This window comes from Paenibacillus sp. FSL R7-0216, assembly GCF_037969915.1.
Classification (GTDB): Bacteria; Bacillota; Bacilli; order Paenibacillales; family Paenibacillaceae; genus Fontibacillus; species Fontibacillus rhizolycopersici.
This window is the reverse complement of sequence record NZ_CP150222.1, coordinates 1,407,259-1,431,752: the sequence shown is the minus strand read 5'-3', so window position 1 is coordinate 1,431,752 and position 24,494 is coordinate 1,407,259. Positions and strand designations below refer to the sequence as shown.

Genomic DNA, 24,494 nt, shown 5'->3' with positions numbered 1-24,494 from the left:
GTCTTATGTTCGGGTAGGGGGCTTACAGGTGAACGAGGCGAAGGAATTGAAAACGCTGGAGGACATTCGGATCTATTCCGACCCATATCGTCTTCAAATCCTGGATACATTCAAGCAATTGAATCGTCCAGCGACGATGAAGGAAGTGGCGGATACGATGGGCGAAGTTCCGGCTAAAGTCTATTATCATGCCAAAAAGCTAGAGAGTATCGGTCTCTTGCAGCTCGTGGACACCAAGGTTATTAATGGCATCACCGCGAAATATTATGAACCTTTTGAGGGCGCCATTCATATTAAGAAGAGCTACTTCGACGATTCGCTCAAGCAGGTCGCTTTAACAGAAACCGAGAAGCTGTTGAGCAATTTATACGACGAAAGTAAGAAACGTTTTTTGAAATCCTCTCGCTCCGATACGTCTTCCGGGCAGTTAAGCAACGATCACGTGTATTTGACTCCGCAGGAAGTTGAGGAATTTCAAGCGTGGATCACGGCGTTTCTAAAAAAACACCAGTCCAAAACAACCGAGGATAGTAAGCAATACGAAATATTTACGACCATAGCAAAAAGCAGCGAAACCGAGGACTGAAAATAAAAAGAACCATCGTCTCCGTAAGGGGAAGCGTGGTTCTTATATTTTTGCCGATGAAGTTGTTCCTGCTTCGTTTTCGTCTTTCGGGTTCGCAGATCTTGAAACGCAAACGGGCTGCGGCTGAGTTCCGGGCTGCGTTTTCCTTCGCGGATGAGCTTTTGCCGCTGCTTCTTGGCTTGGGATTGAGCCATCTTCAATCACTCCTTATGTCGTTTGATCTAAGTATAACACATCCTTAGCCGCCGGATAACGTATATAGGCGCAGTCGGCCGGCGCATTTCCCGCAGCGGTACCGGTTCGGATCGACGCGGCGTTTCCGCAGATACTCCATCCCGCAATCCGCGCACACCAGCTTGTAGCGGTGCGGTAAGACCTTCCGTTGCTTGCTCCCGGGTAAAGAATGGCAGTACCGGCTGCCGCCGACTTTTTGAAGCAGGGCCTTAAAGTCCGCGTCGCGATGCTGATACCCTCGTCCCGCCAAATGCAGGTGGTAGTGGCATAATTCATGCTTGATGATGCGCTCGACTTCCTCCTCTCCGTAGGTGACGAGCTGAGCGGGATTAATTTCGATATGATGGCTTTTCATAAAATAGCGGCCCCCTGTCGTTCGGAGCCGGCTGTTAAACCGGGCTTGGTGCCGGAAAGGCACGCCGAAGGAACGCAGCGAGATTTGCTCGATCCAGGCTTGCAGCTGCTCATCCGTCATCGTCCTCTCCCCTTCCTGTTGTCGTGAGTGCTAGAAATCTGCTAGATTCATTACTTGAATTTTAACTTCTCCTTACGCTACACTGTCAAGTAGGATGGATAGAAAAGGAGAATCGCAAGCATGTCCCTAATGAGATACGTTATTTTGCAGCAAGGCCCGGATCTAGTTTTCGTAGAAATGCCCCGCGACTATGCCTACCAGCTCAGCGCTTTGAATCTGCGGCTGAACAAGGAAATCGATAAATTGACGGCCTCTGAGATTCCGTCGCTGCCGCGTGCAATTGCCGAATGCGACCAGCTCGATCTCCTGCAGGAATCGTTGCAGACCACGAGCGGTCTGGATTATATCAACGGACTGGAGTCCGCTTTTTCCGCAATCCGCGAGGAAAACTACCCCCTGATCTCGCTGCTCACCGAAATCCGCGCCCTCCAGGCTCAGCTCGAGCAATGGTACGAGGAAGAAGGCGCGTAGATTCGTTTCGTACCGCTTAATAGATCCAACCCAAGCCGACTGGACTAGCTGCTCATTGCGATGAGGGCCGTTCAGCCGGCTATTTATGTTGTGAGATTCCGGCATCCCCATCCCCATCCCCGATGGTGTAGCTTTGCTCCTCGTAGATCTAACGTCGTCCCGATGAGGCAACGTTGCTCCTCGCGAGCCTACGTCGTTCCTCGCGAGCCTACGTCGCTCTAACGGAACGTAGAGACCTTATTCGCTCATTTCCCGACGATTTCCCGCTGTAACGGAACGAAATGACCTTATTCAACCAATTGGGCAGCCATTTCTCTGCTTTTGCCGTAAATAAGGTCTCCTCGTTCCGTTAGAATCGGAGCATGCCCCGTTTCGGGCAAATAGCGTCTCTGAGTTCCGTTAGAGTCGCGTGAGCAGCGGAGGGCCCGGCTGAATTCAAGATTCGACGCTGAATCACCACCTCCGATCCCGCTTCGTGATCAAACGCCGGAATCTTAGTTTCCGTTTCAATGAAGACTAAAATGCAGGCTTTTCAGCACCGAGAAGGTTGCGTAAACCCGAAGAAGGAGGAGCGCAGTGTAGGTGGAGCCTACATGAGCACCGTACTTCGAGGGTGAGCGCAAGATTCGACGCCGAATCCGCTCCTCCGATTCCCCTTCGTGATCAAAAGCCGGAATTTTAGTTTCTGTTTCAATGAAGACTAAAATGCAGGCTTTTCAGCACCGAGAAGGTTGAATGAAGCTAGGGACTGAGCAGCGCAGCGTAGGTATAACCTACGTGAGCAGCGGAGGGCCCGGCTGAATTCAAGATTCGACGCCGAATCAGCTCCTCCGATTCCCGCTTCGTGATCAAACGCCGGAATTTTAGTTTCCGTTTTATGGGGGACTTGCACGGATTGGGGAAATGCCCCATACCCTAACCATACCAATGGGTTACCGGAGGAGGGGATACGCTTGCCGAACTGGCTCAGCAATCAGATCATGCGTGCCTTTAACAAGAGAGATCGTCGTCAGATTCGTCTGCTCAACGATTGTTGGTTTTTTTACTACAGTCGCCGAAACAGCCACACTGACAACACCAACCCGATGCAATAACGGCTGATCCAAAACACAAGGGGCGGCTCCACAGCGGCATGAACGGCCAACTTTGGAACAGCCCCGTATTCTCGTTATATGTTAGATTTGAATTCCGCTTTAGTCACTGCCAATCACCAGCGCATGAAACTCCTCGTCCCAAACGACGAGATAATCGAGCGCATCGATTAGAAACCGGGACTCCACGTAGAACTTCCCGCCGATCCGCAGCACACCTGACCGCCGGGCTGAAAACGCCACTTGCCACGTCCCTTTTTTAAGAGAGAGCTCCTCCCGATCTTCAGACCACGTCACCTGTGCGCCCCACGCTTCAAACAACTCCCGCACCGGTAAATAGATGTGCTCCTGTCGAGTGATAGGTTGCGCAGCTCCTGAAAATCGGACAAGCTGGCCGTCAAACCATACCTGAAGCTGGTCCCGGGCGGGCTCTAGATCGACGGTATCCAGCAAATCAACGTCGCTGCGCAGTACGGGCAGCGCATCTGCACTCACCTGAACCTTCCGAACCACACCGCCGATGGCATCACTCATGTAAAGATCTCCGGAGCGATAGGTGAGCCCGTAAGGCTGCGCAAGCCTTCCTGTCGTCAACGATCCTGCGGGTTGCTCCGTCAAGTTGCCGGTTACTGGGATTAACGCCTCTGCTTTGCCGAAATCCAATGTTACTACACGTCCGGTAGGCGTAATGGCGCGTATTCGATGGTTCAGTCGATCGGCCACATAGAGGACCCCATCCCCATAGGCCAATCCCGTCGGATGGTTAAACCGGGCCTGCTCCCGTTCACCGTTGCGATAGCCGCCGCTCAAGTAACCGGTGTCGCGATCGGGCTGCCCCGGTACCCCGGCATAGGTCACCACCCCCTCCGCCCGAATATGGCGGATGACCTGGTTGCCGCTGTCGGCGACATATAGCCCGTTATCTCCCCAGGCCAGTCCAAGCGGCTCGTTAAACCGGGCCGACGAACGGGCTCCGTCCGTATAGCCGCCCTTCTCCCCTGGTTGCCCAGCCCACGTACTCACCGTACCATCCGGAGCAATTCGGCGTATCACGTGATTAAGCGTATCCGCCACGTATAGATTTCCTTCCCCATCCAGCGCGATTCCTGTCGGATTGTGAAATTGCGCTTCCTTCGCTGCTCCGTCACGATACCCCGCTTCGCCGGTTCCGGCAAAAGTATATACTGTGCCGTTTTTGATTTTGCGGATGACCTGATTGTCCGGATCGCTGACATAAACGGTTCCTCGGTCGTCACTAGTAAGAAAAGCCGGACGTTTAAACAAGGCTTGGCCAATCGAACCATCCCTGTACCCTCCATTCTCCGTCTCCGTCGCCAAACCGGTGTAGGCTGTCCAAGCGGTTCCGTCCCATGCCAAAATCCGTTTGGCACCCGCGTCGGCGGCCAGCAGCGTTCCATCGGAAGCAAAGGCAAGGCCCGTCGGCTCAATCATCTTATCCGTAACGCTAGAAGCCAGCGCCCACCCTACCGGGATGGGGCTTAATACACTACCAGACAACCCAATCAAGAGCCCCGCGCTCAACAACGCAGTTCGAACACTGAATCGCACGGCCTTCATTAACATGTCTAACCTCCTCCCGATCTAACTTGCAAACAATCCATATCTTTAATTCTCAACCGTAATCTTGATTACCGCATGATCCAAGACATCCAGATACTCAAATGGGATCTGAAGAAGATACTCTCCCGGATCCAACGTATTCAAGAAAGCTTGTCTCAACGTGAACCGCAGCTGCGAACCCTCATTCTCCGCGCTGAAGTCCTGTAGCGGCATCAAGATTTGTGGTTGCGCGCCCATCGGATCGGACAGCACCGTATCATAATCGTCGTCCGGTCCAAACGCATCTCCGAGGCCGTTTACGAGCCAGACGAGATCCCCGGGCTGCGATTTGCTGTAGGTCACTTGTTCGCGGTCCGCATGCGGTTTCACCTCGGATGAGAGCTCGATAAGCTGCTGCAAATCACCGGTATTCGGGTTACGGAGTAATCCATCCTGAATATAGAAGGTGATCTCCGATTTAAGCTCGAGGAATCCATCCAGCTTAATGATCAGACGGTTTCCTTCGATACTCAAGCCGGATGCATCAATTGGACGAGGATGATCCGGATCGTAGGCTACCGCATTAGTTAATGTAATCGCCGATTCTACCGGATCAGGCGCCCCAGCCCCCGTATTAAATTCGATTGGCATCGTAAACGGGATGGAGAGGGTGGACAAATCCCAAACCAAGGAGTAAGGCTCATTCCCTATCCGTTCCATATCCACCTCTGGCGGTTGAGGCAAGCGGGCATGCAGCTCAATCATCGGCAGATGAAACCCAGAGGCAAAAAACAGCTTCAGCCCCAAAGATTCGATCCCGTCCTCAATGCCCTGCATATAAGAAGCCCGGATAACCAATACCGTCTGATCGGAATTGGATCCCGCCGCCACCACGTAATCTGCGCCTTCCACCAGGTCCGTTTCTGTGTCGGCCCGCATCACCCTCGTAATCCGATCTCCGTACAGCTTCAACACGATGCTAACATCGATGCGCCGTTCCGGATCCTGTTCAAATTGCGGCACGGAAATGACCGTGGGGTTAGTTGGAGCTGGGTCATGCCCACCGCTCGAATTACCGGAGGGAGTCAATGATCCCGGTGAGCCAACACCTTCATCTTCAAACCGAATGACCGCAGTAGCTGCAGTTCTCCCGCCCTGCCGGTCGCTGAGCTCCTCTTCCGTTTTCCGTTCGATGGTTCGCTGCAACAATTCCAGCACCTCGGGCAAGGTCCCCCCGGCTGATTTCAGATCTTCATAATGCTGCTCCAAAACAAACAGCGGAAGATCTCCCCAATCAAGCGCTTCGACCGCTCCGGTGCCATCAGCCGTCCGCCGAAGCTGCTCCCCAGGGCGAACCGTGACCTCGGCAGTCGCCTCTGCCAAGATTGCTCTTCTTACCGCAACACGGCCTTCTAGGACGCCAACGTAGGTCTGTGCCTGTGCATATCCGACGATAAACTCTGTACCCATTACGCCCATCACGGTGGTTGGCGTTTTGATTTCAAAACGTGAATCTTCGGTCAGCTTCTTCTTCACTTTGATCAATACGCTGCCCTTTTGGAGAGATAAGCTCGTCTTTCCCTCCATCGCCTTGGCGCTTTTCACCAATTCATGAATCATCAGCTTCGTATCCGGTCCAATGTATACCAGCTTGTCGCTGTCCAACTCCAGCTCAACGCGTCCTTCCTCGCCGGTGAGCAGTACGTCGCCTTCGGTTACAGCCATATTTTTCACGGCCTTGAACTTCTTCTCGCCGCCCTTGTTCACCACGGCACTGCCGGAGACGTCCAGAATTTTCCCCATTTTCTTCGTGTCCTTTGCCATCGCCGCCCCCGGCGATAGCAGCGTCACTGCCAGCACCAGAGACAGCACGATCCTGATGAATTTCAAAGTAAACCCTCCACTTCGTAAGCCACAATTTCCTGCTCTTTACCTTTGAGTTGATAGAAGCCGGATCTTGAGACGGCCACTCTTCCTTCAATCTGCACATAAACGGCCTCGCTGAGCAAAATCCGTCCCGGCTTAGCCCGACTTTCCAACCGTGCCGCCGTGTTCACCGTATCTCCGATTGCAGTATAATCCATCCGTTTCCGCGAACCGATGTTCCCAAATACCGCCGGCCCTGTATGGATGCCTATGCCAAACGAAATCTCACGGTTCAGCCTCGCTTTCCACTTGCTTTCCAGCTCCGCTGCACCTTTCTGGATTGCTAATGCCGCCTGTACGGCTTTGAAGGCATGATCCTCCTGTTCCAGCGGCGCATTAAATATGGCCATTGCAGCATCCCCGATAAACTTGTCCAACGTTCCTTCGTACCTAAATATGCAGCGCGCTGCCAAATCCAGATACTCGTTGACGACCGAAACGATCTCCTCCGGTTCTGATGACTCGGATAAGGACGTAAATCCACGGATGTCAACGAACATCACCGTCAACGTGCGACGGACACCCCCAAGCTTTAAGCCATCCCTTCCGGCCGATAAAATCTGGTTGACCACTTGCGGGGCCACATATCGTCCAAAAATCTCGGTCACTCTCCGCCGCTCCGTCCATTCGTAAAAATAGCGCAACAGCAGCGCCGCTAAATAGAATGCACCCAGGAATATCAGCGGATAACCGATGGAAATCAGCAGACCTTTGTCATAAAGCCATCTCCCGCCAGCAAGCAACAGGGCAGTCAATACGGCAAGCATCAGCAGTGAATAAGCGGGATGTACCAGACGAAAGAAAACATAGGCAGCGGCACCCATGACAAGCAGCAGCAATGCATTCCAATGCCATTCCACCGTTTTCTTATCGTTGTTCTCTAACAGGGCTTGTACGATATTGGCGTGAATCTCCACGCCGTACATAGGGGTATGATGATCCAGAGGAGTGACGTAGTTGTCTTGGAGGGAAGCTGTATACGGCCCGATCATCACGATCTTGTCAGCAAAATAATCGGCGGGAATATCACCTCGCAACACGGAGGCATAGGAAAACATCTCATATTGTCCAGGAATGCCGGTAAACGGGACGACAAACCGCCCGAATTCGTCTACTGGCGGCGATTCGAGGGGTCTCATTCCTCCGGACGGATTTCGATCCTGCACATGCGTGGCATACAACCGGTAAATCTCCCACGCCATATGGTTAACCGCTCGGCCTTTATACTCGAAACGAAGCAGGGAACGACGTACGATCTGATCCTGATCGGCCATCACATTAATATGTCCTACGGCAGCGGCTGCCTCACGCAAAGCGTCAAACGGGTCAGCTAGCGTCAAAGCCTGGACCACCCCCCGCTTCTGAAAAGGCGGAAAGGTGCCATAGGTAGGCAGAACAACATTTCCAGCCTTCGAAACCGCCTCAACCCACGCCGCATCTTCGCCAGGTGACGAAGACGGCACCTGAAAGGTCAAGTCAAACGCGACAACGGCCGGATGTCCGGACGATATTCGATCCAACAGCTCGGCATGAACGCTACGCGGCCAAGGCCATTGTCCAAGTGAGCGTATACTTTCATCATCAATACCGATCAGGACGATTCTCGAGTCGGCGAATCCCTGCCTCTGGTAAACCCGGTCCTCTACCCATGAATCCAAACTGCTTGGGTATCCCCGATAAACTAGAAACAAGGCGATGCCGATCAGCACGCCCCAAACGGTAAACAATCTGCGCCTCACACATTCACTTCCCGATTGATTGTCATGGTTCCAATTTAAGAATAACACAACTTTTGTCCTAGTCTTCGATTTTTTTGGATAAATCTCCTCCGATCTTCAAGCCTGCCCGGAAATGGAAAGCCAGCGAATCCGGTTCGCTGGCTCGGTAATGCGATTAGGAATGCAATTCTTCGCAAGAATGCAGCACGACGACATCCCGCTTCATCGATAAGTCCAGTTCATACGGGGAGCGTACTCGGGTACCGTCCGCCTCCCGAAGGATGCGTACGACCGGGCGATGTGCGAAGCCATTGGCATTGGACGCAACCTCCGCGATCTGACCATTGCTCAGCTTGATGAGCGTAGAGACCGGGAACAAGGAAATATGCTTGACGAATTGCTTGACGAGCTCTGCATCGAAATACCGCCCCCCGGCCCCGAACAAAAACTCGATCGCCTCGTTTTCCGTATAGGCCTGCCGATGATATCGCGGCGAAGTCAAAGCATCAAAGACGTCGGCCATCGCCACCATCTGCGCCATTTCGGGGATTTCTCCACCCGACATCCGGACAGGGTATCCGCTGCCGTCGTAACGCTCGTGGTGCAGCAAGGCGCATTTAGCCGATTCGGTCGAAACCCCGTCAAGCGCCATCATGATACGATAGCCTTCGATTGCATGGTTCTCCAGCGTCTTCCGCTCTTCCTGAGACAGTCTCCGTTTTGCGCGGATTAATGATCGCGGCATGCGAGTCATGCCAATATCGAACAAGAGCCCCCCCACCGTCAGGTCCAGCAGCCTGGCGTTATCGAACTGGCGGGAAACCCCCAGCATGGCGGTCAGCTTCGCCACATTCAATGAATGATCAAAGAGCCGCCGATCGCATTGAAGCATCAACGCCAGTTGGTCGATCAGCTTGGCATGCGAGGAAATATCGCAGATCATGCCGCGAAACAACCGCTTGAATCGTTCCTCGATCAAGGGCGTCGAAAGCCGGCCCTCTATATTTTCCGGTAACGTTAACGCCACTAATTCCTCCATCGCTTGTTTTCGAACCCGCGGATCCGGGACGTCCGTGCCGTCCATTGCATCCGCAGCTAATGCAGCGGCCCCACCTGACAACGAGATGAAATGATTCTCCTCAAATTCAGTCCTAGCCTGCCCCGGAACCTCCCGCACAAAAACCGAGGTAATGCCAAGCTCCTTAATCCGCTTAATGTAAGCCTCCGTAAACATCGTGCCTTCCTCCAGTATCGATAAGCCCGTACGGCTCAGTACGGCTCTTCCCAGAACGTCGCCCGGCTTCAACAACTCCACACGTATCGATTTCATACTCCAACCCCCTATATTTCTACCTTCTCCGATCCGATATTTCGAGATGGAAGGAAAACTGTCGAATCATCGCGAATGTAATGCTTAGGGACTACTTTATCAGGATAAAATCCAAAATTTTGTAGCCCAAGCTACAAAATATGAAAAAAGTCACTGTTTTTCGTGTTTCGATCCCGAAACCCTGCTACAAGAAATGGGTCTTTCGGTCCGACGCCATTTTTGACCAAAGGAGGCAAGCTGATGAACGATTTCGAACTCATCCGACGTTTTCCGTATTTCGAGCATTTGGATCCCGTGGATCTTGCCAAAATGGCGCCGCTGTTCATCACTCGGGAATACGATAAAGGGACTACGATTTTTTGGGAAGAGGAGGAAGGGGACGAGCTGTACCTGATCCAATCCGGCCTCATCCATATTTATCGAAACGACGAGAATCGGGAAATTATCTTATCGGTGTTGAGTGAAGGGGATTTCTTTGGGGAGATGGCATTGCTGGAGAGCGTGCAGTTGCGATCCGCTTCGGCGCGGACGATTGAGAAATCGCTCCTTTATGTGTTGAAACGGCGGGATTTCATCGGCTTGCTGCAGCAAAACCCGCTGATTTCCTTAAAAATCCTGGAGACGACGCTCGGACGCCTGCGGAAGGCGAATGAGTTGATTATGGACTTGACATTGCTGGATGCCCGTACCCGGATTGTGCGAACGCTGCTGCGCTTGATGGAGCAGCACGGCACACCGAAATCGGACGGCATTCTCATTGCCTTTAAGCTAACGCACCAGCAGCTTGCCGACATGTCCGGCACCGTACGCGAAACGGTGACCAAGGTGATGCTGGATCTGCAGTACAGCGAACTGATCCGGGTTGACAAGAAAATGATCCTCGTCCTCGCGCCGGACAAGCTCCGGCAATCCGCCGGACTCTAGAGCTTGGGAACGTATCGCAAAAAAGAGCCGAAGCCGCGAAACATTTCGCGGCTTCGGCTCTCTTTTTTTACTACCTTACATTACTGTGCCTTCACTTCGGCAGGGCCTCGCATCGTCAAACCAACCCGCCCCTTCTTGATATCCACGTTCAGCACCCAAACGGTCACATTGTCGCCGACGGAAACGACATCCATCGGATGCTTTACGTACCCGTTGCTCAACTGGGAGATATGCACAAGCCCATCGTTTTTGATCCCGATATCAACGAAAGCACCAAAATCGATGACATTACGTACGGTTCCCTGCAGCTCCATGCCCGGGACCAAGTCCTCGATCTTCAGCACGTCGGTACGGAAGATCGGCAGCGGCAGCTCCTCGCGTGGATCGCGTCCTGGGCGCTGCAGGCTTTCGAGAATGTCGCGCAGCGTTGGGACGCCAACCTCGAGGCGAGGCGCCAGCTCGCCGGGATCCAGCCCAGCCAGCTTCTCATTCAGCTCCTTGGAGCCCAACTGATTCAAAGAAACGCCCAGCTCCGCAAACAGTCGGGTCACCACGTCATAAGATTCCGGGTGAATCGGCGTCTTATCGAGCGGATGCTCCCCTCCGTCAATCCGCAGGAAGCCGACGCACTGCTCGAACGTTTTGGCGCCGAGCCGCGGCACCTTCTGCAGCTGTTTGCGGCTCTTGAAACGCCCGTTCTCTTCGCGGAATTTAACAATGTTCTTCGCCGTAGTCGCGTTAACGCCGGACACGTAGGACAAGAGCGCCGGGGAAGCGGTATTCACGTCCACACCGACGTGGTTTACAGCCGATTCCACGACGTTCTTCAAGCTTTCGTCAAGATGCTTCTGGGAGACGTCATGTTGGTATTGCCCAACACCAATCGCCTTCGGCTCAATCTTGACCAGCTCTGCCAGCGGATCTTGTAGCCGCCGCGCGATGGAAGCCGCGCTCCGCTCCGCGACGTCCAGATCCGGAAATTCCTCCTGCGCCAGCTTGGAGGCGGAATAGACGCTCGCCCCCGCTTCGTTGACGATCAGGTACGCCAGCTCACGGTCCTTGCCCTTGCGTTCGGCGATGACCTCGGCAACGAACTGTTCGGTCTCCCGCGAAGCGGTGCCGTTGCCAATCACGATCAGCTCGACGCCGTATTTGTCGATCAGCTCGTGGAACTTGGCCGCCGCCTCCCGTTTCTTGTTGTTCGGCGGCGTCGGGTAAGTGACCGCCACCTCCAGCAGTTTGCCGGTGTCGTCGACAACGGCGAGCTTACAGCCGGTCCGGTAGGCCGGGTCAACACCAAGCACGTTCTTACCTCGAACCGGCGGCTGCAGCAGCAAGCTGCGCAGATTGCCGGCGAAGATCGATATCGCCTGGGCTTCGGCTTTCTCCGTCAGCTCGCCGCGCACCTCCCGCTCGATCGACGGGGCGATCAGGCGTTTATAAGCATCGTCGATCACCGCGCGCAGCACGTCCTCCGTCGCGGAACGCCCGCGGATGACCTGGCCGGCGATGTAGCGGCAAATCGCTTCGGCGTCCACTTCCAGCGATACCTTCAGCACGTTCTCCCGCTCGCCGCGGTTCATGGCGAGGATGCGGTGGGACGGCATTTTTTTCGCGGCCTCCCGGTAGTTGTAATACATCTCGTAGACGGATTCCTCTTCCGGCGTCTTCGCCTCGGACACCATCAGCCCGTGATCCATCGTATATTTGCGGACCCAAGCCCGAATGACGGCTTCGTCTGCCACTTGTTCGGCCACGATATCCATCGCGCCTTGCAGCGCCTCCTCGGCCGTATCCACACCGTTTTCGATCCCGGCAGCCGCCGTGAACTTCGCCGCTTCCCCCAACGGATCGCCCTGCTTCGGCTGCGACAACAGCCATTCCGTCAGCGGCTCCAGCCCTTTCTCCTTAGCCACGCTCGCCCGGGTTTTCCGCTTTTGACGGTATGGTCGATACAAGTCCTCCACTTCCTGCAGCTTTACCGCCTTCCCGATAGCCGCCGCCAACTCGTCCGTCAGTTTCCCCTGCTCGTCGATGATTCGAATGACTTCCCGTTTCCGCTCCTCTAGATTGCGGAGATATTGCGTCCGCTCCTCGATGTCGCGTAGCTGGTTCTCGTCGAGTTCTCCGGTCATTTCTTTCCGGTAACGAGCGATAAACGGAATCGTGTTGCCTTCGTCCAATAGCCCGATCGTCGTTCGTACCTGCTTCAGCGATAATCCCAGCTCCTTGGCGATTTGAACGATGATCCGCTCCTGTTCCCCCGTGTCGGCCGTACCTTGTACCGCTGTTCCGTTCGTCTCCGTTTGCGCCATGGCAGAATCCCTCTTTCATTCAAAAAATTGCGATTGTTTCTATTATCACAAACTTTGCACGCCTTTTCCAGCGTGTCCGGGCGATCACCTCCGGGGAAAAACAAAGAAACACCGCGCCTTAAGGCAGCGGTGCTTAGTTACGGGCAATTTAAAACGTGCTGTACGTCGAATCAAACGTTGTGGCATATACCAGAACCGCGATGATCGCGATCACGATAATGATGCCGTACAACACCGTGCCAACGATGCCGCAAACGAGGCCGGCGACACTAAGTCCCTTGCCCTGCTCGCCCGTGCGTTTGATCTCTTTGAACGACAGGCTGGAGAATACAATAGCGACGATCCCCAGAATAAAGCCTACATAAGGAATGACGATCGATAAAATGCCCAACACCAGCGACACGATCGACTTTCCGTTCGTTTTTGCCGGCGCCGGCGGTGCCGACGGCGGATACTGACTGAAGGTGGAATAGGAATAAGGCGTTTCAGACGGACGTTGATCCATGAAAAAAGGTTCCTCCCCGGAAAATGTTACATTTATTGTACTTGATCGTAGCAGATGACGCCATGATATATTTTTTCGCAAACCCCGGCTTTATCAAAAATCCATTCAGAAAACTTTCAGCTAGACTTCAGGTTGGCCTCATCTTCATCCCTTAAAATAGGTTCGACTTGTTGAGTGTAAAGGGCCGTACAAGCCCCGACGCTTGTTGGCGGAATACATAGGTTGGAGGGATTCGATTGAAGAAGAAGTGGTTATGGATCGGGATTGGAGCCGGGGGCATTATCGCGATCGCCCTGATTTTGATCTTAACGATTCCGAACAAACCGAAGCAAGCAGCGACACCCGTTCAGAATACGACGCGGGTCAGCAAAGGCGACATTACGGTCAGCGTCTCCGGTTCGGGTTCTACCGTCTCTACGGAGAGCGAAAGCGTCCGCACGAAAGACGAAGGCAAAGTCAGTGAGGTTCGCGTAAAGGCGGGAGATATCGTAAAAAAAGGACAGGTGCTGCTTACTTTTGAAGGCACCGATAACTCCGATAACCTCAAAGCGCAGCAATCCTCCTTGGAGTCGCAACAATTGGACCTAGTCGATTTGCAGGAGCAGTTTAAGCGTCAGGTGCAGGAAGGAGCCGATGAACAGACGCTGAACGCCACGAAAAAGTCGATCACCAAACAGGAGCTGAACATCGGCAACACCGAAACGGAGATTGCCAAGCAGAAGGAGGATATGGTGCCCCCTGACCCGTTAACCTCGCCGATCGACGGCACCGTCACGGCTGTCAATATCACGGCTGGCGAACAGGCCAAAACCGGTGCCGAACTATTCGTCATTAACGATTACCAGAAGCTGAGCGTCAAGATTCAAGTCGATGAACTGGATATCCCTAGCGTCAAGGAGGGGATGAAGGCGACCGTACAGGTCGATGCCCTTCCGGATCAGACCTTTGAAGGCACTGTCTCCGACATCGCCGACGAAGGGACTGCCTCAGGCGGCGTATCGTTATTTGACGTCACGATTGCACTAAACGATTCCGAGGGCGTGCGGGTAGGCATGTCGGCGGAAGCGACGATTATCACCGAGGAAAAACAGGACGTTTTGACCCTGCCGATCGAGGCGGTTCAGCAGCGGGGCGGCCGGTACGTAGTCTTGTTAGCGGGAACCGAAGCCGGCACAGAGAGCGCAGCCGCGGGTGTGGCGAACCCGGCCGAGGGTGCGACCGGCGCCGGTCGGACGGGCCAGCCCGGGGCCGCACTGGACGCCGAAGGAACGCCGCCGCAAACCGGTTCCGGCACCCGAAGCAGCGGTGCCTCGGAGGCCCCGGCGAACCGCCAGGGCCGGGGCACCGGAGCAAACGGAGCCGCCGGGAGGACCGGTGGCATGGGAGGTCGCATGCAAGTCGTAGAGGTCGGCGCGCATAACGAAACGTTAATCGAAATCGTCAGCGGATTAACTGAAGGCCAGGAGGTCATCATTCCTACGGTGATCAGCAACTCCTCCGGTTCCGCCAACCAGCAGCAGCAGACAAGAATCCAGGGCGGATTTGGTGGAGAAAGTGGATTTAGCGGCGGTAGCGGCGCTGGGTTCGGCGGAGGTGCGGAGCCCGGCGGAGGCGGGTCTGCCCCCACCGGCGGCGGAGGTGGATTTGGCGGCGGAGGTGGCAGATAATGGCCCTAGCACATCCCCCGCTGATTGACGTGCAGAACCTTGGCCATGGTTATCGCATGGCCGGTGAAATGATGACCGTGTTAAGCGAGATCAGCTTCCAGGTCGGGCACGGCGAATTCGTGGCCATTATCGGTCCGTCCGGCTCCGGCAAATCCACGCTAATGAACATGCTGGGCTGCCTGGACGTAGCGAACGAAGGCACTTATCTGCTCGACGGACAGGACGTTCGCAAGCTATCCGATAATAAGCTGGCGACGATTCGCAACGAGAAGATCGGGTTCATTTTTCAGCAGTTTAATCTGCTGCCCAAATTAACCGCCTACGAAAATGTCGAGCTCCCGTTAATCTACCGCAATGTTCCGCATAAGGAGCGGAAAAGATCCGTCGAGGAGTCGCTCCGTCTCGTCGGCTTGGACGACCGGATGCACCACCGCCCGTCCGAATTGTCGGGCGGGCAGCAACAGCGGGTGGCGATCGCCCGAGCGATCGCCGGCGCGCCGCCGATGCTCCTTGCGGATGAACCGACCGGGGCGCTCGACAGCAAAACCGGCGTCGAGGTGATGGATAAAATGAAGGAACTGAACGCGCTGGGCCATACGATCATCATCATCACCCATGACCTCTCCATCGCCGAGCAAGCCAAACGGCTCATTCGGATTCAGGATGGACGGATTGTCGAAGATCGGGGGAACCCGGCATGAACCTGCTGCAAAGCGTCAAAATGGCCTGGAAGAGCATCGCAGGCGCTAAGATCCGTTCTTTTCTCACCATGCTTGGCATCATCATCGGCGTCTCTTCCGTGATTACGCTCGTCTCTGTGGGGCAAGGCACGACGTCGCAAATTACCGATCAGCTTGAAGGTCTGGGAACCGATCTGCTCACGGTAAATATCATGGGCCGGGGCAGCGCAACCTCGCTCTCTTTCGAGGAGGCGATGGCTTTGGGAGACCTCGATGGAGTGAAAGCCGTATCGCCCGTGATCAGCGGCTCCGTCACCGCCAAGAAAGGGACAACCAACGATACCCTATCGATTGAGGGCATTGCCCCTTCCTACGAGGAGGTTCAGGATTTCCACGTCCAAGCCGGTCGTTACATCATCGATATGGACAACGAATTCCGCATGAAGGTGGCATTGATCGGCACGGAAGCAGCCAGCACTTACTTCGGTACCGACAACCCGGTCGGACAAACGATTCAGCTTAACGGGAGCAGCTTCACCATCGTTGGTTTGCTGGAGTCGAAGGGCTCGAGCTTGACCGCATCCAACGACAATAAGCTGTTGATTCCGATCGCCACGGCGGAGCGCTTTCTGCAAAGCCGCGGCGTGCGTTCGATTACGGTCCAGGTGCAGGACACCAAGGAAATCGATACGGTCAAAACCTCGCTGGAAGCTGACTTGGACAAGAAGTTCCAGAACGCCGACAACGCCTACAGCATCTTTAACTCTCAAGAAATGCTTGATACGTTGAACTCGACGACCCAGATGCTGTCACTGGCTCTCGGCGGCATCGCCGGCATCTCACTGCTTGTCGGCGGCATCGGGATCATGAATATCATGCTTGTGTCTGTAAGCGAGCGTACACGAGAAATTGGCGTACGCAAAGCGATCGGCGCCAAGAAACGCGACATCTTGATGCAGTTCATGGTCGAATCGACGGCGCTCAGCGGCTTCGGCGGTTTAATCGGAATCGCGTTGGGCTACGGCGCCTGCGCATTGATTGGACACTACTCAGCTTTGACGACAACCGTCTCCTTTCCGATCGTCCTCATCGCTTTTGGCTTCTCCTTGTTCATCGGCGTCGTCTTCGGGATGATTCCGGCCAACAAGGCGGCCAAGCTTCGCCCGATTTACGCGTTGCGCACCGAATAAGCGAAGAAAATAGCGAAAGAATACAATATTTTAGGTTAGAAAAGTAAGGAAATTATGCTATATATTAAAATAGAATTCGAGGGGGAAGGAAGAGAAAACATTGAGTTTAATTGAGACAAGAGGACTGCGGAAAGTGTTCCGGCAGGCGGTCAAAGACCCAGGACTGTCTGGTGCGGTGAAGCATTTGTTTACCCAACGGTACAAGGATAAATGTGCCGTTGAAGGGATCGATCTGAGCATCGAGGAAGGGGAGAGCGTTGCTTACGTCGGCCCTAACGGCGCGGGAAAATCGACAACGATCAAAATGCTCAGCGGCGTGCTCGTTCCTTCCGACGGCGAGATCACGGTTGACGGGCTGGTCCCCTACAAGCAAAGGATGGAGAATGCCCAACGGATCGGGGCGGTCTTTGGCCAGCGAACGCAGCTTTGGTGGGACATCCCGGTCCGGGAATCGCTGGCATTGCTGAGAGATATCTATCAGGTTCCGACTACGGTGTTCAAGAAAAATATGGATGCTTTTTCGGAACTGCTTGGGATGGAGGACTATCTTCACCTATCGGCCCGCAAGCTGTCGCTTGGGCAAAGGATGCGTGCCGATTTGGCCGCCGCCCTGCTGCATGATCCGAAGATCGTCTACCTCGACGAGCCGACGATCGGGCTCGATGTTGCGGTGAAGCATCGGATTCGTGATTTTATCAAAGAGATGAACCGGGAGAAAGGAACTACGATCCTTCTGACCACACATGACCTTGGCGATATTGAGGATTTATGCGAGCGTCTGGTCATCATTGATCAGGGCAGAATCATATACGACGGCAAATTGCAAGAAGTGAAAGACGCATTTGCCCAGGAGCGTACCCTACATATCCAATTAAGCTCGCCTTTGTCGGATGCGGAGAGCTTGTTTCGGGACTTGCCGGAAGTAAGCGTCAAACGGACAAACGACGGCTCGGAGGCTGCGTTTTCATTATCGATCCGTTTTAACCGTTTTCGCAGCACGGCCAGCGATATCGTCAAACGGGTCATGAGCCATGCGGAGGTTATCGATTTTCGCATCGATGAGCCCAGTATCGAAGAAATCATCCGCCGCGTTTATGATGGACAGCTGGATGCGGCGGAGTTGGCCGCTGCCGGGAAGGGAAGTGCTTAATCCTATGGCACCGGCCTTCAAGAAATATATCACACTTGCACTTTGTTCCATGCAAAACACACTGGCTTACCGGCTCTCATTCATCTTAAATTTCTTATCCGGCTTTATCGGGTTAATTGCAATGTACTTTCTCTGGCAGGCCGTTTATATCGGCAGGGATCAGCTCTCCGGCTTTACATGGGAGCAGATGCAAGCTTACTTGCTGGTCACGTTCTTCGTAAACTCGATGCTGTCCTATTACTCCGAATCGAGTATTACAAATAAAATCATCGACGGCAGCGTGATGATGGACCTGCTGCGTCCGATCCAATTCCAAAAAGCCAGACTCGCGGAGACCCTTGGCTCCTGTGTGTTGGAAGGGCTGTTGAGCTGCATCCTGATTGGACTTGCGGCGATATTCACCTTCGGCATTACCTTGCCGCATGACGTTTGGACTCTTACGCTGTTTGCCTTAAGCCTGCTTTCCTCCATTCTGTTGAAATTTTGTATCGTCTATTTGTCTGCTTTGCTCTGCTTTTGGACCACCAGCGGTTTCGGCATTTATTGGGCCAGAGTCTCCATTACCAACCTGCTATCCGGCGCGCTCGTGCCGCTGGCATTCTTTCCGGGCTGGCTGCAATCCTTCGCCATGGTACTGCCTTTCCAGGGGATTGTGAACACGCCGGTCATGATCGGCCTCGGGATGAGGGGGAGCTTCGAAGCGCTGGAACTGATCGCAATACAGCTGGGCTGGATCGTCTTGCTCTGGCTGTTAGGCAAGATGCTGTGGTCCCGGGCCATCCGGCAAATTACGATTCACGGAGGATAAGGTCATGAAAATCAGAAATACGCCTTGGCGGATTTTATATCTATACTGGCGGCTTTACAGCCAGCAGCTTAAGGCGATGATGGAATACTCTGCAGACTTCTATATCATGGTGGGATCCGCGGCGCTGACCCAAATCACCGGCTTTTTATTCCTGTGGGTGGTGTTCTCCCGCATCCCGGATATTCAAGGCTGGGGGCTGTGGGAAGTAGCTTTTATGTACGCCGCGATTTATGTGTCGGAGGGCGTCGGGTCGCTGTTTTTCGAAGGTACCTGGCGGATGCTGCGGCTGATCAATATGGGAGAGCTGGATCGTTATCTCGTTCGGCCGGTTCCGCTTGTGCTGCAAATTTTCTGCACGGGAATCGGGATGAACGGACTTGGCAACATTGTGATCGGCGGGAGTATTATCGTCATGTCGTTAACTCGTATGGATATCGCTTGGAGCGCGCAACATGTGGCTATGGCTTTCCTGCTTTTCGTTTCCGCAATGACGACTCGGGTCGCCATCAATCTGGCGGCAAACTGCTCGGGTTTCTGGATTCGCAGCAGCGGGAACGCCTTCCCGATCATGATCCACAATCTCGGCGAGTTCGCCAAATATCCGATCACCATTTTTTCACAAGGCCTGCAGCTTTTTATTTCGCTTGTCGTGCCGTTTGCGTTCGTCAGCTTCTTTCCGGCGGCCGCCATATTCAGCAAGGCTCCCTGGAGTTACTGGGGTTGGCTCGGCCCGCTGGTCGCTGTCTATTTCGTCTTCCTAGCCCTGCTGATTTTACGTATCGGACTTACGAAATACGAAAGTGTGGGGAACTAAAAACAGGCATTGCCTCCCTTGCTCATGCAAGGAAGCAATGCCTATCAAATTCCTTGGAGCCTCCTCTTCTCGTTGACGCTCAGCTCACCCCGTACACCGATGCCATGCAATCCACGAACATTCGGTTGTACTCCTGCCGGGTCAGGTCCTTGTTACACTGGATATCGCGACCCAGGAACTGGTACCAGGTGATCTCGACCTGATCCTTCTTATACAGGAACCGGCCGTTCGCAAGCGAAAACTTGTCGTTTTCGAAAGATGCTACATTTTCGTAATCCAGCTTGCTGCCTTGCTGCTGCGCCACGAATGTCGCCAACAAAATCAACATTTTAAAGGGATCGTCATAGATTTCATATTGAGCGTTCAAACGGCAACCTCTCCTTTATCCGTGATTACTCTCATCGTACTCGAATTGCCTCCGATCGAAATAGCAAAATCATAAGATTCTTTTATCAAAATTATCGGCAAAACAAAAAACGCCCCGGAGCAAAGTCCAGAGCGTTTGAAGCAATCTGAAAACGCATTAGTTAAAGAAAACTCAAAAATCGATTAAACCGAGACTGATGAGCAGCGAATCATTCACTTTCTTCATCGTCTCATCGTCCAAATGCGTAATTTTATCCGTTAATCTTTGTTTGTCGATCGTTCGAATTTGCTCCAGCAAGATGACGGAATCCCTATCAAATCCGTGCGTAGCCGCGTCAATCTCAACATGGGTTGGCAATTTCGCCTTTTGGATTTGCGCCGTAATAGCGGCAACAATAGCCGTTGGGCTGAATCGATTTCCGATATCATTCTGGATGATAAGCACCGGTCTGACCCCACCCTGCTCTGATCCTACCACAGGAGAGAGGTCTGCAAAAAAAACGTCGCCGCGCTTTACGATCAATGTTTACACCCCGCTTACTAGGCGGTCCAGAGTGATGTCTGCATCTTCTTCCGCGTGGAACGCTTCGGAGGCCATGGACAAATTGATTTTTGCCATCTCCATATAGCCGCGCTGCATCGATTCCCGGATGAATCGTTTCTTCCGCTCGTTCAGATACAGCTTCATGGCCTGCCTGATCAACTCGCTGCGGTTGGAATTCTCCATCGCGACGATTCCATCGACTTCCTGCAAAAGATGATCCGGCAAACTGATCATAATTCTTTTGGTGTTGTGCATATTGGCCATCTTAAAACTTCCACCCCCAAAACCTACTCGACCCTGTTTCCTGATATCAGTATAGCATTATTCAAGGAAATTTATACAAAAGAAATATATGCCGATAGTATATCAAGTATGCTGCATTTCATTATAAACAAAAACGCTCGTGCCGTACATACCTGATCATTTCCATGTTTAGTATTCGATAGACTCGGCATAAATTCCTTCCCTCAGGAAAAAGTTTTGTAGAATTTTGTCTGCCGCTCCATTCTGTCACAGCAGCGGGTTTAGCAATACGTCAGGTTCACCCTTCCGTCTGTATACCCGGGGCACTCGGTGGGCCAGCATGCAGATCAACTCGTAATGGATCGTTCCCATGGCGGAAGCCAGCTCCCCGGCGGTAATTTCCTCGCCGGCTTGCCGGCCGATGAGTACAACCTCTTCGCCGGCTTGAATTTCTTCGGCTTCCTCAGCCAAAGCTTGAAGCGATACCATACATTGGTCCATACAAATAACGCCTGCTACAGGAACGCGGCGGCCGCGTATCAGTACTTGTGCTTTGCCGTTCAGCAATCGCGAATATCCATCGGCATACCCGATCGGGAGGGTGGCAATGCGCTCCTCCTGCTGGGTGACGTATTTCGCTCCATAGCTGATGGCGGAATGAGGCGGCAGCGTCTTAACCCGTACCGTTTCGGTTTTCAAAGATAAAACCGGGGTGAGCCGCACTTGATCGCGGCGGACCTCGTCGGACGGATACAAGCCGTACAAAGCGATGCCGATGCGAACCATTTGTACTGACAGTTCCGGCATATCGATGGCGATTGCGCTGTTCCCCGTATGTATGATCGGGATACGAATTTCATGTTCCCGCAGCGCGTCCACCACACCCTGAAACCGGCGAAATTGTTCCAATGTATAGCTTTTGTCTTCCTCGTCCGCCGTGGAATAATGAGTGAACAGGCCTTCCACTTCCACCTGCGGCGCTTGCGTGGCCTTGCGTATGAAGGCGACCGCTTCTTCTCCGGGCAGCAGTCCGACGCGGCCCATGCCGGAATCGATCTTGATATGGACTTTCAGCTTGTGCGGGAATTCGTCGGGATGCAGCGCTTCGATCGCCTCCAGCACTTCCATGCTGAATACGTTCAGCGTGATATCTTGCTCCCACGCGGCGCGAACCCCGTGGGGCGGCGTATACCCGAGCACCAGAATCGGCAGCTTTACACCGGCTTTCCGGAGCTCCAGCGCTTCATCCAGGAACGCGACGCTGAGGTAATCCGCGCCGATCCGTTCCAACTCCTTCGCTACGAGCACGGCGCCGTGCCCATAAGCATTAGCTTTCACACATGCCAGCATTTTCATGTCCGCCGGTTGTCTTCTTCGCAATTCCTCGAAATTGCTGCGCAGCGCGTCCAAATCAATTTCCGCACGGGTAGGTCGATACATCACTTGCACTTTCGGGTCACCTTCTCCAAAGATTGAGAGTTCAAATATCTGAGCAATAACCTAATGGTAATGTTCATGGATGCGACTGTCAATTCTGCAAAAGAACCCAATTGCGAAAGAAGGGCCGTTTTCAGTTACAACCTCGCTATAGAATAAAGAAGCGAATCGTCGGGGCCGGTGGGAGAAGTCTCCCGCCGGCGCAGCCGCAATCCGCCTGTTCTGACTTTATTTACCGGTTTGGTCCTGCATCGATGCGGCGACTTTAACCATTTCGGTCACCGGCAAATTCTCGCTGGTAATCCGGAATTCCAGCCCGTCCACGGTCCAGGTGAGGGTCCGCAGCGCATCGCCGGTCAGAAGTCCCCACGTAAAGCCCATGTCGACCAGTTCGCCCGGTACGAGCGAAGCGGTGCGGTCCGGGGAACGCGTCTCCGATAGCGTAAATTGATATGTACCATCATAACGCAGCATGACGGTCGTGCGATCGGCACCTTCCACGGCTTTGTCATCCTGGTACAAGACACCTTCCGGCAGATAAGTCGGGATAATCACGCCAAAAGGTTCGGTTAAAGCCGGTGTAGCCGGAGTTTTCGCGCCATCCGCTTCGCTGGACGCGGCATCGCCGTTAGCGCCTGCGCCCTCCTCAGTTGGCGTCTTCTCCACGAGCATGCCGTTCTCATCGACTTCCAGCAGCGTGCCTTGAGAATCCTGAGCCGCCGTATCCAGATTGTGCTGCATGTCAAACGAGTTCTTGTCGAACTTGGCATCGAAGTCGAATTTATCGAATTTCACTTCGACGACGACTTTCGCCTCGGCATCGGATACCTGCACTTGCTTCGGCGCATAGTCATCTTTGGCCAGCCAGATTTTTTGCCGCACTAAGGCATGGGTGTTGTAATTGGCCGCGACTTCGAAGATGTAGTTCTCCTTATCGCTTTCGAATTGCCGCGAACTGTCGCTCAAAATGCTGCGAGCCAGCGTTTGGTACAGATACACCTGACCTTGGTTCTCCGGCCAGTCGCTTTGGAAGCGGAAGCTCTTGTTCAGGCTTGGCGTCAGTACGAACACTCCTTGTTCATTGCGGAGCACGATTTGCGTGACGTCCTTCTGTGCATTCGTGAGTGCGATCCGGTAGAACGACGGGTTTTGATACCAAACTTCCACCTTGTACTCCTGAGGCTTGTCACCCGTATAAAGCGTCATCGTGCCTGAACCTTGATAACTCTCCAACTGGGCAACCACTTTGTCCAAATCCTTGACGACGCCATCGGCGTCCTTTTTCCCGCATGCAGCCAGCACGAAGCTTAAGGCTATCACGATGGTCAGCATCCACGTGAAACGGCGCATGAGATCATCCCCTCTGCAGTTTGATTTCCTAAACTGATACATGTCTATGAGGGAACTTGGCCGATTATGCAGACTAGCCCCAGCAGGGCGAAGACAAGTTGCCGAATGCAGGTTACCCTGCCGCAAATGCAGTTTACCGATTACGGTATTGCGTATGCAAAAAACAGCGTGCTATGGTTAACTCACCAACTCATTTCACAGCGGATGTGACTTACCCCGAACCCCGAGGAGTGAATCCTTTGAAATTGATTATTGAACAATCCCTCGACCACGAGGACGTAGAAATTACGATCAAATGCCAGCTGATCGACGCCGATTTGGAGAAATTGATCGCCCAGATACGGCTGTATGGTTTTTCCATCATGGGCAAAAAGGACGGTGCCGTCCATCCCCTGCGACCGGAAGATATCTTCTACTTCGAATCGATCGACGACAAGACTTTTGCTTATTGCGAGAAGGACGTCTACGATTGCAGCCTGAAGCTTTACGAGCTGGAGCAGCAGCTAGCTAAAGCCGATTTCGTTCGGATCAGCAAAAGCTGCATTATGAATATTGCGAAGTTATCCAGCGTGAGAGCCCTAATTAACGGGCGTTTCGAGGCTCGCCTCCAAAACGGGGAGAAGCTGGTCATTAATCGCCATTACGTGCAGGGATTTAAGGAAAAATTCAATTTTTAGGAGGGCTGAAGGATGACCCAATTTAAAACCTACTTCACGATCGATTGCATCTCGTTTACGTTCGTTATTTTGATTTTCTCAGGTTTGTCACTGCTGGATCTGCTCCCTTCCTTAACGACCCTGATTGCCTTGCAGATTTTTGCTATGACGACATGCATCACCTTCTTAATGACGCTTACCGATCGCATCCCCTGGAAGAGCCTGTGGCCATCCATCCTTGTTGATATCGTGACCGTGTTGTTTTCGGTATTTGCCATCGGGTGGCTATTTCACGTATTTCCGATGGATTGGCCCAATTTCGCAGTAATCAGCGGCATGTCGGTGGTGGTATATTTTGCCGTATACGGCGTTCTGATCATCAAGGACCGCGTGGATGCGGATAAAATTAATCAGCAGATTCAATCCAAACATAACAAATAGTTGAAGTCGGAGG

The 24,494-nt window shown here is 53.4% G+C and carries 24 protein-coding genes; 12 read left to right on the top strand and 12 right to left on the bottom strand.

Annotation, left to right across the window (positions count from 1 at the left end; translation table 11 throughout):
• Positions 1 to 28 precede the first annotated feature (28 nt).
• On the top strand, positions 29 to 586 hold the full coding sequence (locus tag MKZ15_RS06090; RefSeq protein WP_193415509.1) for a helix-turn-helix domain-containing protein: 558 nt from the start codon (positions 29 to 31) through the stop codon (positions 584 to 586).
• A gap of 238 nt (positions 587 to 824) precedes the next feature.
• Here MKZ15_RS06090 and MKZ15_RS06085 read toward each other — a convergent pair whose 3' ends face one another.
• The gene (locus MKZ15_RS06085; protein ID WP_155606486.1) at positions 825 to 1,295 is read right to left on the bottom strand and encodes a SprT family protein; all 471 of its coding nucleotides are present in this window, start codon (positions 1,293 to 1,295) and stop codon (positions 825 to 827) included.
• Positions 1,296 to 1,415: 120 nt separating this feature from the next.
• Here MKZ15_RS06085 and MKZ15_RS06080 point away from each other — a divergent pair, with 120 nt between their 5' ends.
• Together MKZ15_RS06080 and cmpA are read left to right on the top strand one after the other, a co-directional pair.
• Positions 1,416 to 1,766, top strand: a complete 351-nt coding sequence (locus MKZ15_RS06080) for a hydrolase/acyltransferase (protein ID WP_193415510.1) — start codon at positions 1,416 to 1,418, stop codon at positions 1,764 to 1,766.
• A 953-nt stretch (positions 1,767 to 2,719) separates the two neighbouring features.
• A complete protein-coding gene (cmpA, locus tag MKZ15_RS06075; RefSeq protein WP_155606484.1) occupies positions 2,720 to 2,860 on the top strand; it encodes a cortex morphogenetic protein CmpA in 141 nt (46 codons plus the stop codon).
• A gap of 99 nt (positions 2,861 to 2,959) precedes the next feature.
• Here cmpA and MKZ15_RS06070 read toward each other — a convergent pair whose 3' ends face one another.
• The 4 genes from MKZ15_RS06070 to MKZ15_RS06055 form a co-directional block, all read right to left on the bottom strand.
• Positions 2,960 to 4,441: a hypothetical protein gene (locus MKZ15_RS06070; protein WP_339820648.1), complete on the bottom strand. Its 1,482-nt coding sequence runs from the start codon at positions 4,439 to 4,441 to the stop codon at positions 2,960 to 2,962.
• 42 nt (positions 4,442 to 4,483) lie between these two features.
• Positions 4,484 to 6,307, bottom strand: a complete 1,824-nt coding sequence (locus MKZ15_RS06065) for a FecR domain-containing protein (protein WP_339820647.1) — start codon at positions 6,305 to 6,307, stop codon at positions 4,484 to 4,486.
• Positions 6,304 to 8,082, bottom strand: a complete 1,779-nt coding sequence (locus MKZ15_RS06060) for an adenylate/guanylate cyclase domain-containing protein (RefSeq protein WP_213623427.1) — start codon at positions 8,080 to 8,082, stop codon at positions 6,304 to 6,306. The genes MKZ15_RS06065 and MKZ15_RS06060 overlap by 4 nt, the downstream gene beginning before the upstream one ends.
• A 154-nt stretch (positions 8,083 to 8,236) precedes the next feature.
• Positions 8,237 to 9,391, bottom strand: coding sequence for an HD domain-containing phosphohydrolase (locus MKZ15_RS06055; RefSeq protein ID WP_213623428.1), 1,155 nt, complete (start codon positions 9,389 to 9,391; stop codon positions 8,237 to 8,239).
• 240 nt (positions 9,392 to 9,631) lie between these two features.
• On the opposite strand from MKZ15_RS06055, the gene MKZ15_RS06050 reads away from it, so the two are divergent.
• Positions 9,632 to 10,315 carry a Crp/Fnr family transcriptional regulator gene (locus MKZ15_RS06050; protein ID WP_155606483.1) on the top strand — a complete coding sequence of 228 codons (684 nt, stop codon included), beginning with the start codon at positions 9,632 to 9,634 and terminating at the stop codon, positions 10,313 to 10,315.
• An 80-nt stretch (positions 10,316 to 10,395) separates the two neighbouring features.
• Here MKZ15_RS06050 and MKZ15_RS06045 read toward each other — a convergent pair whose 3' ends face one another.
• Complete coding sequence (locus tag MKZ15_RS06045; RefSeq protein WP_339820644.1) at positions 10,396 to 12,630, bottom strand: Tex family protein; 2,235 nt, start codon at positions 12,628 to 12,630, stop codon at positions 10,396 to 10,398.
• Positions 12,631 to 12,778: 148 nt separating this feature from the next.
• Positions 12,779 to 13,135 carry a DUF4190 domain-containing protein gene (locus MKZ15_RS06040; protein ID WP_155606481.1) on the bottom strand — a complete coding sequence of 119 codons (357 nt, stop codon included), beginning with the start codon at positions 13,133 to 13,135 and terminating at the stop codon, positions 12,779 to 12,781.
• Between the two features lie 236 nt (positions 13,136 to 13,371).
• Between MKZ15_RS06040 and MKZ15_RS06035 the strand changes: the two genes are divergently transcribed.
• From MKZ15_RS06035 to MKZ15_RS06010, 6 genes are all read left to right on the top strand, one after another.
• Complete coding sequence (locus MKZ15_RS06035; RefSeq protein ID WP_339820641.1) at positions 13,372 to 14,802, top strand: efflux RND transporter periplasmic adaptor subunit; 1,431 nt, start codon at positions 13,372 to 13,374, stop codon at positions 14,800 to 14,802.
• The gene (locus MKZ15_RS06030; RefSeq protein ID WP_193415517.1) at positions 14,802 to 15,503 is read left to right on the top strand and encodes an ABC transporter ATP-binding protein; all 702 of its coding nucleotides are present in this window, start codon (positions 14,802 to 14,804) and stop codon (positions 15,501 to 15,503) included. The genes MKZ15_RS06035 and MKZ15_RS06030 overlap by 1 nt, the downstream gene beginning before the upstream one ends.
• On the top strand, positions 15,500 to 16,672 hold the full coding sequence (locus MKZ15_RS06025) for an ABC transporter permease (RefSeq protein WP_339820638.1): 1,173 nt from the start codon (positions 15,500 to 15,502) through the stop codon (positions 16,670 to 16,672). Before MKZ15_RS06030 ends, MKZ15_RS06025 begins: the two co-directional genes overlap by 4 nt.
• A 100-nt stretch (positions 16,673 to 16,772) precedes the next feature.
• Positions 16,773 to 17,822 carry an ATP-binding cassette domain-containing protein gene (locus MKZ15_RS06020; protein ID WP_213623431.1) on the top strand — a complete coding sequence of 350 codons (1,050 nt, stop codon included), beginning with the start codon at positions 16,773 to 16,775 and terminating at the stop codon, positions 17,820 to 17,822.
• Positions 17,823 to 17,826: 4 nt separating this feature from the next.
• Positions 17,827 to 18,630 (top strand): ABC-2 family transporter protein, encoded by an 804-nt coding sequence (locus MKZ15_RS06015; RefSeq protein WP_339820630.1) that lies wholly within the window; start codon positions 17,827 to 17,829, stop codon positions 18,628 to 18,630.
• A 4-nt stretch (positions 18,631 to 18,634) separates the two neighbouring features.
• Entirely contained in the window at positions 18,635 to 19,444 is an 810-nt protein-coding gene (locus MKZ15_RS06010) for an ABC-2 family transporter protein (RefSeq protein ID WP_213623433.1), read from the top strand.
• A gap of 79 nt (positions 19,445 to 19,523) precedes the next feature.
• Here the strand turns inward: MKZ15_RS06010 and MKZ15_RS06005 are convergent, their stop codons facing one another.
• The 5 genes from MKZ15_RS06005 to MKZ15_RS05985 all read right to left on the bottom strand — a co-directional run bounded on the left by MKZ15_RS06005 (position 19,524) and on the right by MKZ15_RS05985 (position 23,384).
• Complete coding sequence (locus MKZ15_RS06005) at positions 19,524 to 19,811, bottom strand: hypothetical protein (RefSeq protein WP_339820626.1); 288 nt, start codon at positions 19,809 to 19,811, stop codon at positions 19,524 to 19,526.
• Between the two features lie 171 nt (positions 19,812 to 19,982).
• Positions 19,983 to 20,333, bottom strand: a complete 351-nt coding sequence (locus MKZ15_RS06000) for a type II toxin-antitoxin system PemK/MazF family toxin (protein WP_059046614.1) — start codon at positions 20,331 to 20,333, stop codon at positions 19,983 to 19,985.
• A 3-nt stretch (positions 20,334 to 20,336) separates the two neighbouring features.
• The gene (locus MKZ15_RS05995; RefSeq protein WP_018750966.1) at positions 20,337 to 20,618 is read right to left on the bottom strand and encodes a ribbon-helix-helix protein, CopG family; all 282 of its coding nucleotides are present in this window, start codon (positions 20,616 to 20,618) and stop codon (positions 20,337 to 20,339) included.
• A 246-nt stretch (positions 20,619 to 20,864) separates the two neighbouring features.
• Complete coding sequence (alr, locus tag MKZ15_RS05990; RefSeq protein WP_193415522.1) at positions 20,865 to 22,046, bottom strand: alanine racemase; 1,182 nt, start codon at positions 22,044 to 22,046, stop codon at positions 20,865 to 20,867.
• Between the two features lie 216 nt (positions 22,047 to 22,262).
• On the bottom strand, positions 22,263 to 23,384 hold the full coding sequence (locus tag MKZ15_RS05985) for an outer membrane lipoprotein carrier protein LolA (protein WP_193415523.1): 1,122 nt from the start codon (positions 23,382 to 23,384) through the stop codon (positions 22,263 to 22,265).
• Between the two features lie 239 nt (positions 23,385 to 23,623).
• Here MKZ15_RS05985 and MKZ15_RS05980 point away from each other — a divergent pair, with 239 nt between their 5' ends.
• Positions 23,624 to 24,061, top strand: coding sequence for a LytTR family DNA-binding domain-containing protein (locus MKZ15_RS05980; RefSeq protein WP_155606475.1), 438 nt, complete (start codon positions 23,624 to 23,626; stop codon positions 24,059 to 24,061).
• Between the two features lie 12 nt (positions 24,062 to 24,073).
• Positions 24,074 to 24,481, top strand: coding sequence for a DUF3021 family protein (locus MKZ15_RS05975; protein WP_155606474.1), 408 nt, complete (start codon positions 24,074 to 24,076; stop codon positions 24,479 to 24,481).
• Positions 24,482 to 24,494: the final 13 nt, after the last annotated feature.

Bases quoted from the DNA above. Each gene is read 5' to 3' on its own strand.
- MKZ15_RS06085 (WP_155606486.1), bottom strand. From the start codon at position 1,295: ATGACGGATGAGCAGCTGCAAGCCTGGATCGAGCAAATCTCGCTGCGT.
- MKZ15_RS05975 (WP_155606474.1), top strand. From the start codon at position 24,074: ATGACCCAATTTAAAACCTACTTCACGATCGATTGCATCTCGTTTACG.
- MKZ15_RS06055 (WP_213623428.1), bottom strand. From the start codon at position 9,391: ATGAAATCGATACGTGTGGAGTTGTTGAAGCCGGGCGACGTTCTGGGA.
- MKZ15_RS06045 (WP_339820644.1), bottom strand. From the start codon at position 12,630: ATGGCGCAAACGGAGACGAACGGAACAGCGGTACAAGGTACGGCCGAC.
- MKZ15_RS05985 (WP_193415523.1), bottom strand. From the start codon at position 23,384: ATGCGCCGTTTCACGTGGATGCTGACCATCGTGATAGCCTTAAGCTTC.
- MKZ15_RS06070 (WP_339820648.1), bottom strand. From the start codon at position 4,441: ATGTTAATGAAGGCCGTGCGATTCAGTGTTCGAACTGCGTTGTTGAGC.
- MKZ15_RS06025 (WP_339820638.1), top strand. From the start codon at position 15,500: ATGAACCTGCTGCAAAGCGTCAAAATGGCCTGGAAGAGCATCGCAGGC.
- MKZ15_RS06040 (WP_155606481.1), bottom strand. From the start codon at position 13,135: ATGGATCAACGTCCGTCTGAAACGCCTTATTCCTATTCCACCTTCAGT.
- MKZ15_RS06080 (WP_193415510.1), top strand. From the start codon at position 1,416: ATGTCCCTAATGAGATACGTTATTTTGCAGCAAGGCCCGGATCTAGTT.
- MKZ15_RS06050 (WP_155606483.1), top strand. From the start codon at position 9,632: ATGAACGATTTCGAACTCATCCGACGTTTTCCGTATTTCGAGCATTTG.
- MKZ15_RS05995 (WP_018750966.1), bottom strand. From the start codon at position 20,618: ATGGCCAATATGCACAACACCAAAAGAATTATGATCAGTTTGCCGGAT.
- MKZ15_RS06010 (WP_213623433.1), top strand. From the start codon at position 18,635: ATGAAAATCAGAAATACGCCTTGGCGGATTTTATATCTATACTGGCGG.
- MKZ15_RS06015 (WP_339820630.1), top strand. From the start codon at position 17,827: ATGGCACCGGCCTTCAAGAAATATATCACACTTGCACTTTGTTCCATG.
- MKZ15_RS06030 (WP_193415517.1), top strand. From the start codon at position 14,802: ATGGCCCTAGCACATCCCCCGCTGATTGACGTGCAGAACCTTGGCCAT.